Source organism: Dietzia aurantiaca (genome assembly GCF_021033825.1).
Lineage (GTDB): Bacteria > Actinomycetota > Actinomycetes > Mycobacteriales > Mycobacteriaceae > Dietzia > Dietzia aurantiaca.
Genome location: NZ_JAIFXZ010000008.1, coordinates 32,606 through 50,747, shown reverse-complemented (window position 1 = coordinate 50,747; position 18,142 = coordinate 32,606). Strand labels below are relative to the sequence as shown.

Genomic DNA, 18,142 nt, shown 5'->3' with positions numbered 1-18,142 from the left:
CGGCCGCACCCGCGCATGTGAGGGGAACACGCGATGTCGGACACCACCGCCTCGTCGGCCTACGCCACCGCCTACCGGCAGTCGATCACGGATCCGGACTCGTTCTGGCTCGGGGTCGCCCACGAGGAGATCCAGTGGGACACCCCGCCCACGCGGGCCGTCGACGGTAGCGAGGCACCCTTCTACCACTGGTTCCCCGACGGCAAACTCAACACCTGCTACAACGCCGTCGACCGGCACGTGGCCGCCGGCCGCGGCGACCAGGCCGCTTACATCTGGGACTCCGCGGTGACCGGCGTCAAGGAGACCATCACCTACGCCCAGCTGCAGGAGCAGGTCGCCGCGTTCGCCGGCGCTCTGGCCGCCGAGGGCGTGGGCAAGGGCGACCGTGTGGTGATCTACATGCCGATGGTGCCCCGCGCCGCCATCGCGATGCTCGCCTGCGCCCGCCTCGGCGCCGTCCACTCGGTCGTCTTCGGCGGATTCGCCGCCCCCGAGCTGGCGATCCGCATCGACGACGCCCGGCCCAAGGTCATCGTCACCTCCCACGGCGGGATCGAGCCCACCCGCAAGGTGCCCTACTTCCCGATGGTGACCAAGGCGCTCGAGCTGACCAGCCACACGCCGGGCGCGGTCATCGTGGCGCCACGGCACGAGCAGTTCCCGGACGAGACGCTGCCTGAGACCCCGGGAACCACGTGGAGCTACTGGGACGACGTCGTCGTCGACTCCACTCCTGCCGACCCCGTGCCGGTCGCCGCCACCGACCCGCTCTACATCCTCTACACCTCCGGCACGACCGGCCTGCCCAAGGGCGTCGTCCGCGACAACGGCGGCCACGCGGTGGCCCTCGCGTGGTCCATGGGCAACGTCTACGGCGTCCGGCCCGGTGACGTGTGGTGGACCGCCTCCGACGTCGGCTGGGTGGTGGGCCACTCCTACATCGTCTACGCCCCGCTCCTCGTCGGCGCCACGTCGATCATCTACGAGGGCAAGCCCGTCGGCACGCCCGACGCCGGCGCGTTCTGGCGGGTCGCCGCCGAGCACGAGGCCACCGCGCTGTTCACCGCCCCCACCGCCGTACGGGCCATCCGCAAGGAGGACCCCGAGGGCGTCGAGGTGGGCAAGTACGACCTGTCCGCGCTGCGCACCCTGTTCTGCGCCGGCGAGCGGCTCGACCCCGACACCTACCAGTGGGCCACCGACAAGCTGGGCGTGCCCGTCGTGGACAACTGGTGGCAGACCGAGACCGGCTGGCCCATCGCCTCCAACCTGCGCGGACTCGAGCCCATGCCCATCAAGCCCGGGTCGCCGACCGTGCCCGTGCCCGGCTACGCGCTGGTCGTGCTCGACGGGGAGGGCATCGAGGTGCCCGCCGGGCAGGAGGGCAACCTGGCCATCCGGCTGCCGATGGCGCCGGGCACGCTCGCCGGACTGTGGAACGACGACGAGCGGTTCATCAGCTCGTACATGTCCACCTTCGAGGGCTACTACGCGACCGGTGACGGCGGGTACATCGATTCCGACGGGTACGTCTTCGTGATGGGGCGGACCGACGACGTGATCAACGTGGCCGGGCACCGGCTGTCGACCGGGTCGATGGAGGCGGTGATCGCCAAGCACCCGGCCGTGGCCGAGGCCGCGGTGATCGGCGTGAAGGATCAGCTCAAGGGGCAGCGGCCGGTCGGCTACGTCGTGCTCAAGTCGGGCGAGGTGCGCGATCCCGAAGAACTCCGTGCGGAGCTGGTCGCCATGGTGCGCGACGAGATCGGCGCCGTGGCCACGTTCCGGGACTGCACGGTGGTGCAGGGGCTGCCCAAGACCCGCTCCGGCAAGATCCTGCGCAAGACGATGCGGCAGATCGCGGACGGCCAGGAGGACGTGGCTGTGCCGTCGACGATCGAAGACCCGGCCGTGCTGGACGCCCTCGCGCCGTTCCTCCGCGGGGAGACGTAGCCGTCCCCACGGGCGCTCCCTCGCCCCGCGGGCGTGCTCGGACCGCGTTCGCCGGACCCCCGTCTGGCTAGCCGCGCCCGCCGCCCCGCCAGCCGAGTCGCCCCTGGGGGGACTTGCGCGTCCTGTTTGCTCGGATCCGCGGCACTTGCGCGCCCTCTTTGCGACATTCTGGGAGCGTAACTCCAGCGTATGCGCGCATTTTCGACGCGCACCTTACGGGACGCACCCAGGCCGGCCCCCGCCCCGCCCTGCCCCGGCACATGCGCGACGCCCCGCCTCCTCGGAAGGAAGCGGGGCGTCGTGTCGTGCGGGGGCTGGGCGAAACCAGCGGTGGCCGGACGAGCCGGTCCTGGCCGCTAACAGCAGCCGGCAGGTCAGGCGTCGAGCAGGTCGATCACGAAGACCAGCGTCTTTCCACCCAGCGGGTGCAGGGCCGCGGAGGTGCCATAGGCCTTGTCCGGCGGGATCACCAGCTTGCGGCGACCGCCGACCTTCATGCCCGGGATGCCCTCCTGCCAGCCCTGGATCAGGCCGTTCAGCGGGAAGGTGATGGATTCACCACGATCCCAGGAGGAGTCGAACTGCTCACCGTTCTCGAAGTCGACACCCACGTAGTGGACGGTGACGTTTCCGCCGGCGACGGCCTCGTTGCCCTCGCCCACCGTGATGTCTTCGGTGACGAGCTCGGTGGGCGCGGGGCCCTCCGGCATGTCGATCTCGGGCTTCTCCATGGTCTCTCCTCCTGGAGTCCGGGGTCCCGAGGTCAGCGTGAACTGCCCGGGATCATGTCCGATCGACGCCAGGCCGACCGGGTCGTGGTCCGCCCGGCTTCTGGCCGACCGGACACAAGTCCGGTCAGCGCTCGCTGATCGGGGTGAAGTTCCGCTCGTCCTGGCCGGTGTAGACTTGGCGCGGGCGGTTGATCTTGGTGGAAGGATCCTCGCGCATCTCGCGCCAGTGCGCAATCCAACCCGGCATGCGACCGAGCGCGAACAGCACGGTGAACATGTCGGTCGGGAAGCCCATCGCGCGGTAGATCAGGCCCGTGTAGAAATCTACGTTCGGGTAGAGCTTGCGCTCGACGAAGTACTCGTCGGCCAGCGCCGTCTCCTCGAGCTTCAGTGCGATCTCGAGCAGCGGATCGTTGCTCTTCGACAGCAGCGCGTGCGCGTGCTTCTTGGCGATCGCAGCACGCGGATCGTAGCTCTTGTAGACGCGGTGGCCGAAGCCCATGAGCTTCACGCCGTCGACCTTGTTCTTGACGCGGTCCATGTAATCGGTGGCGTCGCCACCCTCCGACTGGATGCGCTCGAGCATCTCGAGCACGGCCTGGTTGGCGCCACCGTGCAGCGGGCCGTACAGGGCGTTGACGCCGCCGGTGATGGAGGCGTACAGCGGCGCCTCGGACGAGCCGACCATGCGGACGGTCGAGGTGGAGCAGTTCTGCTCGTGATCGGCGTGCAGCAGCAGGAGCATGTCCAGCGCCTTGACGACCTCGTCCGTGATCTCGTACTCCGGACCGAAGGTCATCCGCAGGAAGTTGCCGACGTAGCCGAGCGAGGGATCCGGATCGATGGCCTCGTTGCCGGTACGGATCCGCTCGGTCGCGGCGGCCAGTGTCGGGCCGCGGCCCAGCAGGCGCGCGGTCGCCAGGTCGACAGCCTTCGGGTCATCGATGTCCAGGTCGTCGCCGTGGGTGCCGAACAGGCTCACGCCGGCCGAAAACACGGGCATGGGGTGGGTGTCCAGCGGGAAGGCCTTGAGCAGCGGCATCATCTGACCGGGCAGGGCCGTCTCGCCCATGATCTTCTCGGTGAACTCGGCGAGCTGCGCCTCGGTGGGGTCCTCGCCGTAGATGAGGAGGTAGGAGACCTCGAGGAACGAGGACTTCTCCGCCAGCTGGTCGATGGGGTAACCGCGGTGGCGCAGGATGCCCTCGCCACCGTCGATGTAGGTGATCGACGACGTGCACGAGGACGTGTTGACGAAACCCACGTCCAGGGTGGTCATCCCCGTCTTGGCCAGCATCGGGCCGAGCTGGACGGCATCGCTCCCGCAGGTGGCGTCGACCACGTCAAGTTCCAGCTCACCGCCGGGGTACGACAGTGTTGCATTGCGGTCCGAACCGTTCGAGCCTGCGGTCACGCGATTACCTCTCCGACGACTGGTCCCGGCGGCCTGTGTCCCGCCACGAATGTGCTGTGCCACACCCTACCGTGACGCCTACCCACCCTTCGAAGAGCGTTGGCACGCATTCCCCCCGATCGCCACAGGCGCCCCACCCGTTACACCCGCGTCTTCACGGCTGCAGCCGCGCGACCACCCACCGTCCGTCGTCGAGCCGGCATTCCACGCGATCATGGAACCTGTCGCGCCCGCCCTGCCAGAACTCCACGCGCTCGGGCTCGAGTCGGTAGCCGCCCCACCTGTCGGGCATCGGGATCTCCTGGTCCCCCGCGAAGCTCCGCTCGGCCTCGGCGAACCGTGCCTCCAACTCCGCCACCGACCCGACCTGCCGCGACTGCTCCGAGGCCCACGCCGCCACCTGCGATCCACGCGGCCTGGTGCGCCAGTACGCGAGCGAGTCCACACGGCTCATCCGATGGCAGGACCCTTCCATGTGGACCTGCCGTTCGGCGACCAGCCACGGAAAGGTCACGGACGCGAACCCCGAGGCGGCCAACTGGGCGCCTTTGCGCGACGTCGTCGTCGTGAAGAAGGTCACCCCTTGCTCGTCGGCACCCTTACACAGGACGGTGCGGGTCGACGGCCGTCCGTCCGCGACGGTGCCCAGCACCATCGCGTTGGGCTCGCGCACGCCGCGGCGCCCGGCCTCGTCGAGCCAGTCGGTGAACAGCGGCAACCACCCGCCGTGCAGGTCGGCCACGTCCAGGCGTTCGTGCAGGCCATACCCGACGCGCATCGTGTCGAAGTCGGTGGGCTCGAGGACGTCGGTGGGGGCCTCCGGAGTGACGACGACGACGTCGTCTCCGGCGACCCGATCGGGGGCGGATTCCTCCATGCCCTCAGACGCTACTCGGCGCTGGGGCGACCCCCGACTACGATGTCCTTATCCCAACCCTCGACAAGGAACGGCACCCCAGAAGCATGAGCGATCAGCTGCCCACCATCCCCGCCGACCTCAAGCCAGCCGACGGCCGCTTCGGCTGCGGCCCGTCCAAGGTCCGCCCCGAGCAGATCGAGGCCGTGTCCGAGGCCGCCACCACCGTGATGGGTACCAGCCACCGCCAGGCGCCGGTCAAGGACGTCGTGGGCCGCGTGCGTGATGGACTGTCGTCGCTGTTCTCCCTCCCAGAGGGTTACGAGGTCGTCCTGGGCAACGGCGGCACCACGGCGTTCTGGGACGCCGCCGCGTTCGGGCTCGTGCGCGAGAAGTCGCTGCATCTGACTTATGGCGAGTTCTCCTCGAAGTTCGCCAAGGTCACCGGCGGTGCGCCGTTCCTGGCGGACCCGATCGTCATCTCGGCCGACCCGGGCTCCGCGCCCGAGCCGACCTCCGACCCGTCCGTCGACCTGATCGGCTGGGCGCACAACGAGACCTCGACCGGCGTCATGCTGCCCGTGTCCCGCCCGGCGGGCTCGGAGAACGCGCTGGTCGCGATCGACGCCACCTCCGGTGCCGGCGGGCTGCCCGTCGACATCGCGGACACGGATGTCTACTACTTCGCCCCGCAGAAGTGCTTCGCCTCCGACGGCGGGATCTGGGTGTCCATCATGAGCCCGGCCGCGCTCGAGCGCGTGGCCGAGATCGCCGCGACCGACCGCTGGTGCCCGGACTTCCTGTCGCTGCCCACCGCCGTGGACAACTCGGCCAAGAATCAGACGTACAACACCCCCGCCGTGGCGACGCTGCTGATGTTCGCCAACCAGGTCGAGTGGATGAACGCCCAGGGCGGCCTCGACTGGTGCGTCGCGCGGACCAAGGACTCCTCCTCGCGCCTGTACGACTGGGCCGAGGCCAGCGAGTACGCCACCCCGTTCGTCACGGAGCCGGCGCACCGCTCGCAGGTCGTGGGCACGATCGACCTCGACGAGAAGATCGACGCCGCCAAGGTCGCCAAGACCCTGCGCGCGAACGGCATCGTCGACACCGAGCCGTACCGCAAGCTCGGCCGCAACCAGCTGCGCATCGGCATGTTCCCGGCCATCGACCCCGAGGACGTCACGCAGCTGACCCGCTGCATCGACCACGTGGTGGGCGAGCTTTCCTGACGCCTGTCGCGCTAGTTCTGCAGATTTCCGCAGCCCACCCGGCCCGTCCGCGCGCCGGGTGGGCTGCGCTGCCCTACCATGTGGTCCAACGCCCAGGCCCCGGGTAGTGGACCGTTCGAGTCCCCGGTGGGGCCGTGAGGAGTCAGGAGGCGGCATGCGGAAGCTGAGGATCATCGGTGTCGACACCGAGTCATCGCTGGTCGAGTGCGAGGTCCCGGACTCCGGCGAGAAGTTCTCCGTTCCGCTCGACGACCGCTTCCGTGCTGCCGCCCGTGGCGAGTACGTCGCCGGCGGCGGAGCTGATCGTGCGCCGGTGACCGGCACGCTCCGGCCCCGCGAGATCCAGGACCGCATCCGGCACGGCGCCTCGCCCGAGGAGGTGGCCGCCGACGCCGGGGTGTCGCTGTCCCGCATCGAGGGCTTCGCGATCCCGGTGTTGCTGGAGCGCTCGAACGCCGCTGATCTGGCCCGGTCGGCACATCCGGTGATGTCGGACGGGCCGTCGCTGGACACGCTCGCCGACAAGGTGGACGCGGCCCTCGACCAACGCGGCATCGACCCGGAGCTCGTGAAGTGGGACGCCTGGCGCGACCGCTCGGGCGGCTGGGTGGTGGCGATCTCGTGGCCAGCCGGGCTGTCGGACGACGCCCGCGCCACCTGGTCCTTCGTCCCCGACTCCCACGGCGGTTCGGCTCGTCCTCTCGACGAGGAGGCCGAGCGGGTCCTCGATCCGTCCAAGGCTGCCGCGTTGCGCACCGTGTCCTCGCGGCCCCCGGTGCCGGCCGGCCCGCCGCCGGTACGCTCCGTTCCTTCGCTGGCCCGCGTGGAATCCGATCGGCCCACCCCCGCTGTCGAGCCTCCCGCCGCGCCGCGGCTGTCGTCGGCCGGCGGCAGCCCCGCGGCCGTGCCGCCGGCCGCCGTGACGCCGCCGGACTCCCGCGACGAGCGCCCCGCATCCGAGCGGTCGGACTCCCCGCGCCCGGGCGTCTCGCGGGATGACCGAGATGACCGTCCCGCACCCGCCGCTGGCGAGCCCCGGCGCGCCGGCGCCTCCGACAAGGACCGAGAGGAGTCCGACGACGACGCCGACGACTTCCTCCGGCACACCCCCACCGAACCCGAGCGTCGTCCCTCGCGCCGTCATCCGACGATGCCGTCCTGGGAGGACGTCCTGCTCGGTGTCCGGAGCAAGGACGACTGACGCCGCGCCATGGGCCATCACGTCGCGACCTTCTGGTACCTGTCCACAGACGACCCCGCCGCGCTGTTCCGCTCGGGCGTCCGCTCCGACCCGGGATTCGCCCGGCGTCTGCTGTCGCGGCTGTATCCCAAGATCACGGTGGCCTCGCTCGGCCACTTCCCGCTCAACCGCTCGGCCTCGGCGGGCGCGGGCGAGATCTACATCGGGTCGTTCCCGGGCCTGACCGTGGTGCAGACGCCGATCAGCCACCCGGTCAAGCCCTCGGAGACCGACCCGGTGTGGCTGCGGCTGGTCGACACCCCCACCGTGCTGGAGTTCTCCCACGATCCGGACTCGGGCGTGAGCGGGTTCGGCCGCTGGGAGTCGGGCACGCTGGTGCGCTCCTTCGCGGCCGCCGACGACAGGATCGTCGAGGACGAGGGCATGCCCCTGCCGTTCGAGCGCCCGTACTGGGCAGGTGAGTTCCCGCTCGAGGGCGCCGACGACAACCCACTCGCCCTGCCCTTCTCCGCCTCCGCACTCCTGCACGCCGCGCACCGCGACTGGCTGGGCTTCGACCTCGAGCCCGGCGGGCTGGACGTGCCGGTCGACGGCTTCGCCACCGATGGCCGCCGCGAGGTCCGCCAGCACACGCCTCCCGGCCCCGCCCTGCACCTGGCCGACGGCCCGGGCCGAGCGGAGTTGCACGCCGCCGCGCGTCGCGACGCCGGAGAGGACGACGACACCACCGCCTCCCCCTATTACGACGACGACTACGAGCGCATCCCCTTCGCCGACCGGGCCCGCTCCTCGGGCCGCGGCCTGCGCGGTCTCGCGAGTGGCCTGGCTGGCGGGCTCGCCGGTCGCGTGGGCGACGTGGTCCGCAAGGGCGCCGGCCCGCTGCGCCGCGGGAGGAACGATCCCTCCGCCGGCACGCGCGACCGCAGAAGTCACCCCGGCGACCGGGACCATGGGCATCACCCCGACGACCGGGACCACGCATGACCGTTGCCAAGTCGATCCTGTTGTTCGGCTTCGCGGCGGTGCTGGAGATCGGCGGCGCCTGGCTGGTCTGGCAGGGCGTGCGCGAGCACCGCGGCTGGATCTGGATCGGCCTGGGCGTCGCGGCGCTGGGCGCCTACGGCTTCGTGGCGACGCTGCAGCCTGATGCCAATTTCGGGCGGATCCTCGCGGCCTACGGCGGCGTCTTCGTGGCCGGCTCGCTGGTCTGGGCGATGGCCATGGACGGCTTCCGGCCCGATCGCTGGGACATCTCCGGCGCGCTCCTCTGCCTGATCGGCGTCGGCGTGATCATGTACGCCCCCCGCTGACCCCGGCCCCGCCCGGCCCCAGCCTTACGCCCCCCCGACCCGGCCCCGCCCGACCCAATCGACTTACGCGCCCTCTTTGCCCGGATTGTCGACAGGTGCGCGCCCGGAATGTCGCATTCCGGGCGCATATCTCCCACCGGCCGCCAGCCATCCGGCCCGCCGCTGGCCAGCCAGCCCGCACCGCTCCCGGCGACGCCGCGCCTCCGCGCCTCGTCAGCTCTCGCGCGCCCGCTCGTAGAAGGCCACCGCGGCGGCCGTGGCCACATTGAGCGAGTCGGTCCCGTCGGCCATGGGGATCGCGGCCCGGACGTCGCAGGCGTTCATCGCGTGCTCGGTGAGTCCCGGCCCCTCGGCGCCGAGCAGGAACGCGACCTTCTCGGCATCCACGGCCCGGGACAGGGGCGTATCGGCGTAGGGCGTCAACGCGACGGTTCTGAATCCCTGCTCATGCAGTCCCTCGAGGGACCGCTGCCACGTGGTGGGGGTACCCGGCAGGTGCGCGAACGGCAGCCGCAGCACGTGCCCCATCGACACCCGCACGACCCGGCGGTAGAGCGGGTCCCCGGCGGCGGCGCCGAACAGCACGCCGTCCACGCCGAGGGCCGCGCAGTTGCGGAAAATGGCGCCGAGGTTCTCGGGATCGTTGACGCCCTCTAGCACGACGAGCGTCCGCGCCCCGTCCACCACGGAGTCGACGGACAGTGGCTCGGGCCGGTCGGCGGCGGCGAGGATGTCGCGACTGGACCGGAACCCGATCACCTCACTGATCAGATTTTTCGACGCCCGCATGTATACCGCGTCGCCGGCCCGCTCATCGGCGTCCCAGCCCTCGGCGGCCGACTCGCGTCGCAGCTGCGCCAGTCGCGAGTCGGTTCCCAGCATGATGTGCGGGTCGAAACGCGAGAGCAGCATCCGCCCCACGACGTAGGTGCCCTCGGCGATCACCAGGCCGCGGCCGCCGGGCAGGTCGGGCCGGCGGTCGGATTTGTTGAGATCCCGCAGGTCGTCCAGAAGCGGGTCGGCGGGGTCGGTGATGTCAACGACTCGCATCCCGGTCACTCCGACCCCGCCGAGTCCTTCGGTAATTCAGTCACTCAGTCCCTCAGGCCAGCGCGTCGGTGATCGGCCCGATGCCGAAGAACACCACGAACGCGGCCGCGACGATCCACAGGATCGGGTGCACGGTTCGCGCCTTCCCGGTCGCGGTGGCCATGACGACCCAGGCGATGAACCCGATGCCGATGCCGTTGGCGATCGAGTAGGTGTACGGCATCGCAACGATCGTGAGGAACGCGGGCAGGGCCACGGCGAAGTTCGTCAGGTCGATCTGCTTGATCTGCGAGATCATGAGCGCACCGACGATCACCAGCGCGGGCGCCGCCGCCTCGACGGGCACGACCTCGTACAGCGGCGTGAAGAACATGGCGAGCAGGAACAGCGTGCCGGTGACGATGTTCGCCAGGCCGGTCCGGGCGCCCTCGGCGATGCCCGAGGCGGACTCGAGGAACACCGTGTTGGACGACGACGACGTCAGACCGCCGGCGACGGCGCCGAAGCCCTCGACGACCAGCGCGGCCTTCATGTTGGGCAGGTTGCCCTTGGAGTCCATGAGCTCGGCTTCCTTGCCGAGGCCGGTGAACGTGCCCATGGCGTCGAAGAAGTTGGCGAGCAGCAGGGTGAAGACGAACAACCCGGCGGCCAGGGGGCCGATGCGGGTGAACGCACCGATGAGGTCGACCTGGCCGATCAGCGCCAGGTTGGGGATCCCGCCGAGCGAGTCGGGGATGCCCGGCACGGCGAGGCTCCAGCCGGTGGGGTTGGGCTCGCCGTCGACGAAGGACGGCCCGGCGCCGGCGATGGCCTCGACGATCACGGAGAAGATCGCGGTCACGACGATGCCGATGAACAGGCCGCCGCGGATCCGGCGCGCGACGAGGACGCCGCACAGCAACAGGCCCACGACAAACACGAAGGTCGGCCAGGAGGCGATGGAGCCGCCGATGCCCAGTCCGACGGGCACGGTGGTGCCGGCGGCGTCGGGGATGCGGCGCACAAACCCGGAGTCCACGACGCCGACCATGGCGATGAACAGACCGATACCCACGGCGATGGCCGCCTTGAGCTCGGGCGGCACGGCGTTGAACACGGCGGTGCGGAAGCCGGTGATCGCCAGGATCACGATGATGATGCCCTCGATCACCACCAGCCCCATGGCCTCCGCCCAAGTCACCTGCTGCGCGATGGTCACGGCGACCAGCGAATTGATGCCGAGGCCGGTGGCGAACGCGAACGGGTACCGCGCGATGGCGCCGAACGCGATCGTCATGACGCCGGCCGTGAAAGCGGTGACGGCCGCGATCTCGACGATCGACAGCTGGTTACCCTCGACGTCCGTCCCGGATCCGAGGATCAGCGGGTTGAGGATGATGATGTAGGCCATCGCGAAGAAGCTGACGAGGCCACCGCGCACCTCGCGCGACACCGACGAGCCACGCTCGCTGATCTTGAAATAGCGATCGAGCGCGCCGATCTGCGCGGGGGGCTGTGAGGGGGCCCCGGTGCTCTGCGACATCTGCCGGCCTTCCAGGCGAGGAGTTGAGGAACCGTCATAGAGTAACCGTCCGTCGGCCTGCGGTAGCGTCGCGGTCATGACGGACGACTCAGCGGAGCCTCAGGCGCACCATGTGCCTCAGCAGCCCCACGGCCCGTCCGCGTCCGAGGCGTCCCCCGCCCCCGAACACCCCCGGCCAGAGCGTCGGGTGCCGCCGATTCCGTCGTACCTGCTGGATCCGCGGCCGCCGATGCTGATCGGCACCCTGGCGTGGACGATCGCGCTATTGGCGCAGATGCTGTTCTTCGACGGCGACATGCGCACGGTCATCCTGTGCGCGGTCGGTGTGGGCGTGGGCGCGGTCGGCACCGCGGTGTACGCACTCCAGCGCCGCGCGGTGATCGCGGGCAGTGCGGGCGCGCAGGAGGGCCTCGACTTCGACCGCGTCGCCGATCAGCCCGCCGGCAACTGACCTCACGCGCCGCTCACCGCCGCATCCGACGACGACAACGCCATCACCCGTCCCCGGCCACCCACCGCTCAGCGGTCGCCCCGGGTTCACTCGACGTCCAGCTCGACCGTCCGCGAATCCCCGAGCAGGACGTCCACCACACGGGCGAGGGTCGAGGCTCAGGGAGCGGAGTCGGAGTCCTGGCCGGTCGACTTATCGTCAGGATGCTCGGCATTCGCTGGCTGCTCGGAGTCGGCGCTGGCGGGCTGCTGGGAATCGGCATTGGCCTCGGCCTCGGCGCGCGCCTGTGCGGCGGCCTTGAGCTGCTGCGGCAGGACCACCACGTCGACGGCGGCGTCGTCGAACGCCTCGGGAATCGCGGGACTCGTGTCCTTCGGCTTCTCCACCGCACTGTGGGCGCCGCAGCCGTATTGCAGGTGCACCACCTGGCCGTCGGCCGAGAACTCGTTGGCGCACACCCCGAACATGGTGCTCAGCGAGCCCGCCACCGGCACCAGGAAACCGCAGCTCCCACAGTGGTATTTGGCACTGCGGGCGATCTCGGCGTCCGGCCCGCGAACGGCCGACCACCGCTCGGCCGCCAGGGCCCGGCCCTCCCGACTCAGGTGCTGCTCACGACCGAGACCGATGGGTCCGGCCAGCTCGTCCAGGGCTTCGTCACCGGTGAGCGTGTGCCCGGGCACGAGCCGCTCGTCGTCGTCACCAGGCGGGAGCAGGTCCCCCGCACCGAGGTCGCCGGCACGCACCCGCTGATCCCACGGCACCCACTCGGGCGCGATCAGCGCCTCGTCCCCGGGCAGCAACGCGATCTCGTCGACCGTCAGTTCCCCGCCCGGCACCAACGCCAGCACGCACGCCCAGTACCACCCGCGGTACCCGGACAGGTCCGCGCCGAAACGATGGGTGGTGGTGAACGCGGCCTCGACCTCGGACCCGAGGTGCTCCCCCACGCCGGCGCCGGCGAACTCCTCGACCGCCGAGCGGGCCACCTCCACGCCGGAGGCCAGCCGCTCACGCAGCGCCGCGTCGAAGCCCGACTCCGGGTCGGTGCCCGCGGCGGCCGACTGGTCGTCGACGTCCACGACGCCCGCCTCCTGATCCGTGCTTACCTCGGTGTTCACCCCTCCCATTATGCGCATCCGCGGCGGGACGTCACGTTCCGGCCCGTCGTGCGGCATCCTGGGGTCATGCGCAGGTTCCTCGGCCCCGTCGGTCCGCTCATGCTGTCCCTCGCCCTCGTCGGGGGCCTCACCGCGTGCTCGTCTGGTGAGCCCGCTCCCGCCGAGACCGAGGCCTCGCTCGCGTCGTCGAGTGCGCCCGTCGGCGCCGGCAGCAGCGGTAGCGGTGGCGGACAGGCGGTCTCACCCTGGCCGCCCAGTGTCGTGGTGGGCGGGGACGAGCCGCAGCCGAACCGCGGCACCGTCGAGGTGGTGCGCGAGATGCCCCACGACCCGGAGCTCTTCACCCAGGGTCTGGAGGTGGCGGACGGACAGATCTACGAGTCGACCGGCACCTACGGCGGCTCCCAGGTCCAGCGCCGTCCGCTGGACGGCGGAGACGTCTCCGTGTCCGTGCCGATGGCGGACCGCGAGTTCGGCGAGGGTCTGGCCCTGACCCCCGACACTCTGTGGACCCTGACCTGGAAGAACCAGGTCGCGCACAACCGCGACCCGCAGACTCTCGAGGTGCGCGAGGAGGTGCGGTACGAGGGCGAGGGCTGGGGCCTGTGTTACGACGACGAGCAGCTGATCATGAGCAATGGCTCCGACCAGCTGACGTTCCGCGACCCGGCGACCTTCGAGCCCACCGGGGCCGTGAGCGTAACCGCGGGCGGGGAGCCGGTGCCGTGGATCAACGAGCTCGAGTGCGTGAACGGCTCCGTGCTGGCGAACGTGTTCATGACCAACGAGATCATCCGCATCGACCCCGCGACGGGCGTGGTCACCGACATCTACGATGCGTCGCACCTGCAGCAGCCCCGGCCGGACCACACCGACGCGGTGTTCAACGGCATCGCCGCACTGCCCGACTCGGAAAACCTGCTGGTGACCGGCAAGATGTGGCCGACGATGTACGAGGTGCGCCTCGGTGCGTGAGGCCGCCACCGGCCCCAACAGCCGCGCTGCGGGCAACTCCCGGCGGGCCGCCGCCTCGACGCGCCGCGCCGCCGGCTCGGTCGGCCGGGGCGCCCGCCGCGTCTTCCACGCCGACGGCGCCGACCGCTCCGGGCTCGCACCACTGAGCTACGTCACGGTCGCGAACTTCGCCTGTGACGCGATCCTCGCGGTGGCGCTGGCCAACACCCTGTTCTTCTCCGCCGCCACCGCCGAGTCGCGCGGCAACGTCGCCCTGTATCTCCTGGTGACGGTCGCGCCGTTCGCGCTCATCGCACCGGTGATCGGGCCCGCCCTGGACCGGCTGCGCAGCGGCCGCCGCCTCACGGTGTCGCTGACGTTCACCCTGCGCGCGGTGCTCGCGGTGATCCTGGCACTGAACTTCGACTCGTGGCTGCTCTATCCGTTGGCGCTCGGGATGCTCGTGCTGTCCAAGACGTTCGGGGTGGTCAAGGCGTCCATCACGCCGCACGTGCTGCCGCCCGCACTGGACCTGGTGCGCACCAACTCGCGGCTGACCGTGCTGGGACACGTCTGCGGCAGCGTCGTGGCGGGCGCGGCCGCCGCGGCGGTGGCGTGGATCTGGCACTCGCAGGCCGCGTTGTGGCTGCTGGCCGCGGTCGCGCTGGTGGCCGCGTACGTCGCCATGACGATCCCCCCGCGCGCCGAGGCCTCCCACGACGAGGAGTCGGCCACCCTGCGCGTGGAGCGCGGCTCGCTGACGCGCGGGCTCAAGGCGGTGCTCACGCGCCCGCTGGGCCGGGGCGTGCTGGCCACTCTCTGGGCCGAGGCGCTGATGCGGTTCATGACCGGTTTCCTCACCCTGTTCCTGGCGTTCGTGGCCAAGGCGCAGGAGAACGCCTCGGCCATCGAGCAGGCCGGACTGCTGGCCATCGCCGGCGCCGCGGGCGGCCTGGGGACCTTCGCCGGCAACGCCGTGGGCGCGCGTCTGCCGCTGGGCCGACCGGGCCGGATCGCCACCGTCTCCGCGGGTGCCGCCCTGTCGACGGCGGTCGTGGCCGCGTTCCTGGGCTCCCTCTGGATGGCGGCGGTGTTCGCCCTCGTCGCGGCGATCGGCAGTGCGCTGGGCAAGGTCGCTCTCGACTCCTCGATCCAGACCGACATCCCCGACGCCGCCCGCTCGTCGGCGTTCGGCCGTTCGGAGACGGCGCTGCAGCTGGCCTGGGTGTTCGGCGGGGCGCTGGGCGTGCTGCTGCCGCCGGACTTCACGATCGGCTTCTCGGTGGTCGCCGTGGTGTCCGCGCTGATGTTCACCCAGTCGCTGCTCACCGCGCGCGGCTCGACCCTCGTGCCCGGCCTCGGCGGCAACCGGCCCCGCTTCCCCGGTGAGCCGCGCGTCGCCGGCGCACCCGGCGCACCCCGCGCGCCCGGCGTCCCCCACGTCCCAGGGGACCCCACCCCTGGTGACCCCCATGAGTCCGACGACGACGACGTCGGCAGAATAGAGCCGTGACCTCCAGCAGCGATTCCGAGTCGACAGGCCTCCGCGTCCGCCCGATTACCTGGGCGATCCTGGCGTGGGTGATCATCATGATCTCCGCGATCGTCGGTGCGTGGAAGGGGTCAGAAGCGCGTTTCGGGGTGCTGCCGCAGATCACCGTGGCCACCGACCGGGGGCAGCAGTCGGCGCTGCCGTTCACCGCCACGGACCTGGACGGCAACTCATACACCAACCCGGTGCCCGAGTTCCTGATCCACGGTGAGCACACGCTGACGGTGCGTCTGCCGACCGAACTGAAGGACTCCACGCTGAACGTCTACGAGGTGCGCGAGGGCGGTACCCGCGACTTCACGGTCGAGGCGAACAGTGCGAGCGAGCTACTGATCCCGGTTGAGACCGTGGAGGAGGGCCGCATCGAGGGCCTGGCCATCCGCTCGGTCCCGGTGGTCTACGACGCCGACGGCGAGCCGACTATCCTCAACGGCGAGTGGTCGATGAGCTTTCTCTACGCCGACGCAGCCGGCGCCAGCGCCGGTACCGCGGCCGACTGACCCGGTACGCGAAACGGCGCCGATCATCTCGATCGGCGCCGTCACGGCATCTGTATTCAGTTATCTGGCCGCTACCCGGCCGGAACCTACGGCTCCAGTTCGCGGGCGACAGCGCGGAGCACGGAGGCGACCCGGCCGGAGACCTTGGCGTCGGGCCGGTGGCCTCGGCGCAGCTCGGGCTGCACGGTCGACTCGAGCACCTTGATCATGTCCTCGACCATGCCGTGGAGTTCGTCGGCCGAGCGGCGGGGGCCGGTACGCGGGGTTCGATCCTCGGCGCCGGCGGTGGCGGGCTCGTCGTGGACCACGACGCGCAGTGCCTGCGGGCCGCGGCGGCCGGAGACCATGTCGAACTCGACGCGCTGACGCGGGCGCAGCGTCTCGACCCCGGCGGGCAGCGCGTCGGCGCGCACGTAGACGTCTTCCCCGCCCTCCTGGGACAGGAAGCCGAAGCCCTTCTCCGCGTCGAACCACTTCACCTTGCCGCTGGGCACCGCGATCCCCCTCTAGACACAGGCGCGCACCTGCGCGACCACGACCTCAACTGATGCTCCGACAATACCCCTACCCACATAGCCATCCGCGTTGGTACCCGTCCCGGCGGGGGCGGTACCCTGCCCCCTGTGAGCTCCGACGACCAGCGCCCGACAGACGCCACCGACCCCTGGGCCCCGGCCGGGTCCGAGGCCGCCCCTTCCGTGACCGGGGCGAGCAGCACGGCGCCTCGTCGTCGTGGTCTCTTCATCACCGCAATGGTGATCTTCAGCATCGGCGTGATCTTCACGATCATCGCTGCGGGCACCCCGTTGATCCTCGGCCGGGACGCGCCGACCATCCTCTACCTGGTCGCGATGCTGTTCACACCGACCGGATTCGTCCTGGGACTCCTGTACGCGATTCTGGGTTCACGTCCGCCGAAGGTGTGACAAACGGCACCTTTGTGGTAACGCCCCAGGTAACGGGGGGATAACAACTCACCGATTCGCGCGGTCCCACCAGGTTTTATTTCAGAATGGTGACGATCCCGCATCGAACCGCTACAGTTCTTTCCAGACTCGTCAGCGAGTTGGCATCGGACGCACCCCCGAACTCCGCCCTGCGGCCGATGTGACCAATCCATTAACCGGGCGGAGACGGGGGACCCGACAGGGCCCACGCCGGGCCCGGCGGCCAGACGGTCGCCTTGGGGTGAAGCCGCCAGCGGCGGCCGGACACACTCGTCCGAACCCGACAGCTCACCCCGTAGGCACAGAGTGAAAAGGACTGACGCGTACATGACCTCGAACACCGGACGCCACCGCGCCGCCACCACCTCCTCCGCGCCGAAGACCGCCGTCAAGGCCGTCATCGCGGGCACCGCCCTCTCGGCCGCCGGCCTGGCCTTCGCGCCCGGCGCCAACGCCGCCCCGGATTCCGACTGGGACCGCCTCGCGCAGTGTGAGTCCGGCGGCAACTGGGGCATCAACACCGGCAACGGTTACCACGGCGGCCTGCAGTTCTCGCAGGGCACCTGGGCCGCCTACGGTGGCACCCAGTTCGCGCCGACCGCCAACCAGGCCTCGCGCGAGCAGCAGATCGCGATCGCCGAGAAGACGCTGGCCGGCCAGGGCTGGGGCGCCTGGCCCGCCTGCTCGTCCAAGCTGGGCCTGAACTCCGCGCCGACCCCGCGTGACGTGAACAACCTCACCCCGAACCCGGCTCCGGCCCCGGCCGCTCCCGCGGCCGAGGAGGCCCCCGAGGCCGTCACCGCCGCCGACCACGCCCAGACGCTGCACGACGAGGCCGTGGCCCGCGGTATCGCGCTGCCGGTCCTGCCGACCTACGAGGCCAACCAGGACGCCATCGACAGCGCCTACGCCGCCAACCAGGACGCGGTCGACAACTTCTTCGCGACCTACCTGAACTGATGCCCGACGCCGTGGGTCGGCCACCGACCCACGGCGCGACGGGCCTCGCGTCCTAGTTCGGACGCACACGAAAGGGCCGCCACCCCCTCCAGGGAGTGGCGGCCCTTCGTTGTCCGCTGTGTCGGCGCCGCGTCAGGCCCGGACGGTCTTGTTGACCACGGTCTCCGGGTGGACGTAGTGCAGACGCTCGTGCGGGAGCGGGAAGCGCTCCTCGCCGAACGGCGACAGTCCGCCCGCGACCAGCGCGGCGAGTTCGGTGACCGGGTGCTCGCCGAACGAGGCGTCGGGCCATCCCGGGTTGTCATAGGTCAGTTTCTTCTTGGCAGCCACGCTGCAAGTCTCTCACCTCGGGCGCACTGTGTCAGCAAGTGGGTCGGATACCGTC

General features: G+C 70.7%; 19 protein-coding genes and 1 riboswitch. Of the genes, 11 read left to right on the top strand and 8 right to left on the bottom strand.

Going from position 1 to position 18,142, the window contains the following annotated elements:
• Window positions 1-33 precede the first annotated feature (33 nt).
• Window positions 34-1,956, top strand: coding sequence for an acetate--CoA ligase (locus K3888_RS10065; RefSeq protein WP_230930134.1), 1,923 nt, complete (start codon window positions 34-36; stop codon window positions 1,954-1,956).
• Between the two features lie 374 nt (window positions 1,957-2,330).
• Here K3888_RS10065 and K3888_RS10060 read toward each other — a convergent pair whose 3' ends face one another.
• From K3888_RS10060 to pdxH, 3 genes are all read right to left on the bottom strand, one after another.
• On the bottom strand, window positions 2,331-2,687 hold the full coding sequence (locus tag K3888_RS10060) for an FKBP-type peptidyl-prolyl cis-trans isomerase (RefSeq protein ID WP_230930133.1): 357 nt from the start codon (window positions 2,685-2,687) through the stop codon (window positions 2,331-2,333).
• 124 nt (window positions 2,688-2,811) lie between these two features.
• Complete coding sequence (locus K3888_RS10055; RefSeq protein WP_230930132.1) at window positions 2,812-4,101, bottom strand: citrate synthase; 1,290 nt, start codon at window positions 4,099-4,101, stop codon at window positions 2,812-2,814.
• 154 nt (window positions 4,102-4,255) lie between these two features.
• Window positions 4,256-4,879 carry a pyridoxamine 5'-phosphate oxidase gene (pdxH, locus tag K3888_RS10050; RefSeq protein ID WP_372459560.1) on the bottom strand — a complete coding sequence of 208 codons (624 nt, stop codon included), beginning with the start codon at window positions 4,877-4,879 and terminating at the stop codon, window positions 4,256-4,258.
• Between the two features lie 185 nt (window positions 4,880-5,064).
• On the opposite strand from pdxH, the gene serC reads away from it, so the two are divergent.
• The 4 genes from serC to K3888_RS10030 all read left to right on the top strand — a co-directional run bounded on the left by serC (window position 5,065) and on the right by K3888_RS10030 (window position 8,700).
• A complete protein-coding gene (gene serC / locus K3888_RS10045) occupies window positions 5,065-6,189 on the top strand; it encodes a phosphoserine transaminase (RefSeq protein ID WP_230930130.1) in 1,125 nt (374 codons plus the stop codon).
• 154 nt (window positions 6,190-6,343) lie between these two features.
• Window positions 6,344-7,390 carry a septation protein SepH gene (gene sepH, locus K3888_RS10040; RefSeq protein WP_230930129.1) on the top strand — a complete coding sequence of 349 codons (1,047 nt, stop codon included), beginning with the start codon at window positions 6,344-6,346 and terminating at the stop codon, window positions 7,388-7,390.
• 9 nt (window positions 7,391-7,399) lie between these two features.
• Window positions 7,400-8,374, top strand: a complete 975-nt coding sequence (locus tag K3888_RS10035; RefSeq protein ID WP_230930128.1) for a DUF6928 family protein — start codon at window positions 7,400-7,402, stop codon at window positions 8,372-8,374.
• Window positions 8,371-8,700 carry a YnfA family protein gene (locus tag K3888_RS10030; RefSeq protein WP_230930127.1) on the top strand — a complete coding sequence of 110 codons (330 nt, stop codon included), beginning with the start codon at window positions 8,371-8,373 and terminating at the stop codon, window positions 8,698-8,700. Before K3888_RS10035 ends, K3888_RS10030 begins: the two co-directional genes overlap by 4 nt.
• Before the next feature lie 213 nt (window positions 8,701-8,913).
• On the opposite strand, the gene K3888_RS10025 is transcribed toward K3888_RS10030, so the two are convergent.
• Complete coding sequence (locus K3888_RS10025; protein ID WP_230930126.1) at window positions 8,914-9,750, bottom strand: TrmH family RNA methyltransferase; 837 nt, start codon at window positions 9,748-9,750, stop codon at window positions 8,914-8,916.
• A gap of 52 nt (window positions 9,751-9,802) precedes the next feature.
• On the bottom strand, window positions 9,803-11,272 hold the full coding sequence (locus K3888_RS10020) for an NCS2 family permease (protein WP_230930125.1): 1,470 nt from the start codon (window positions 11,270-11,272) through the stop codon (window positions 9,803-9,805).
• Window positions 11,273-11,348: 76 nt separating this feature from the next.
• Here K3888_RS10020 and K3888_RS10015 point away from each other — a divergent pair, with 76 nt between their 5' ends.
• Window positions 11,349-11,723 (top strand): DUF2530 domain-containing protein, encoded by a 375-nt coding sequence (locus K3888_RS10015; RefSeq protein ID WP_230930124.1) that lies wholly within the window; start codon window positions 11,349-11,351, stop codon window positions 11,721-11,723.
• A gap of 158 nt (window positions 11,724-11,881) precedes the next feature.
• On the opposite strand, the gene K3888_RS10010 is transcribed toward K3888_RS10015, so the two are convergent.
• Complete coding sequence (locus K3888_RS10010; protein WP_230930123.1) at window positions 11,882-12,853, bottom strand: DUF3027 domain-containing protein; 972 nt, start codon at window positions 12,851-12,853, stop codon at window positions 11,882-11,884.
• 57 nt (window positions 12,854-12,910) lie between these two features.
• On the opposite strand from K3888_RS10010, the gene K3888_RS10005 reads away from it, so the two are divergent.
• Genes K3888_RS10005 through K3888_RS09995 form a run of 3 tightly spaced genes read left to right on the top strand, consistent with a single transcriptional unit; the run spans window position 12,911 to window position 15,850 of the window.
• On the top strand, window positions 12,911-13,819 hold the full coding sequence (locus tag K3888_RS10005; RefSeq protein WP_230930122.1) for a glutaminyl-peptide cyclotransferase: 909 nt from the start codon (window positions 12,911-12,913) through the stop codon (window positions 13,817-13,819).
• Window positions 13,812-15,311 (top strand): MFS transporter, encoded by a 1,500-nt coding sequence (locus tag K3888_RS10000; protein WP_230930121.1) that lies wholly within the window; start codon window positions 13,812-13,814, stop codon window positions 15,309-15,311. Before K3888_RS10005 ends, K3888_RS10000 begins: the two co-directional genes overlap by 8 nt.
• Complete coding sequence (locus K3888_RS09995; RefSeq protein ID WP_230930120.1) at window positions 15,308-15,850, top strand: DUF2771 family protein; 543 nt, start codon at window positions 15,308-15,310, stop codon at window positions 15,848-15,850. Before K3888_RS10000 ends, K3888_RS09995 begins: the two co-directional genes overlap by 4 nt.
• A gap of 86 nt (window positions 15,851-15,936) precedes the next feature.
• On the opposite strand, the gene K3888_RS17850 is transcribed toward K3888_RS09995, so the two are convergent.
• Window positions 15,937-16,344, bottom strand: coding sequence for a cold-shock protein (locus K3888_RS17850; protein ID WP_308281971.1), 408 nt, complete (start codon window positions 16,342-16,344; stop codon window positions 15,937-15,939).
• Between the two features lie 129 nt (window positions 16,345-16,473).
• Between K3888_RS17850 and K3888_RS09985 the strand changes: the two genes are divergently transcribed.
• Together K3888_RS09985 and K3888_RS09980 are read left to right on the top strand one after the other, a co-directional pair.
• The gene (locus K3888_RS09985) at window positions 16,474-16,776 is read left to right on the top strand and encodes a hypothetical protein (protein WP_230930119.1); all 303 of its coding nucleotides are present in this window, start codon (window positions 16,474-16,476) and stop codon (window positions 16,774-16,776) included.
• A 180-nt stretch (window positions 16,777-16,956) separates the two neighbouring features.
• Window positions 16,957-17,111, top strand: a riboswitch (cyclic di-AMP (ydaO/yuaA leader).
• 13 nt (window positions 17,112-17,124) lie between these two features.
• The gene (locus K3888_RS09980) at window positions 17,125-17,757 is read left to right on the top strand and encodes a transglycosylase family protein (protein WP_230930118.1); all 633 of its coding nucleotides are present in this window, start codon (window positions 17,125-17,127) and stop codon (window positions 17,755-17,757) included.
• A 132-nt stretch (window positions 17,758-17,889) separates the two neighbouring features.
• On the opposite strand, the gene K3888_RS09975 is transcribed toward K3888_RS09980, so the two are convergent.
• Entirely contained in the window at window positions 17,890-18,087 is a 198-nt protein-coding gene (locus K3888_RS09975; RefSeq protein WP_230930117.1) for a hypothetical protein, read from the bottom strand.
• Window positions 18,088-18,142 lie beyond the last annotated feature (55 nt).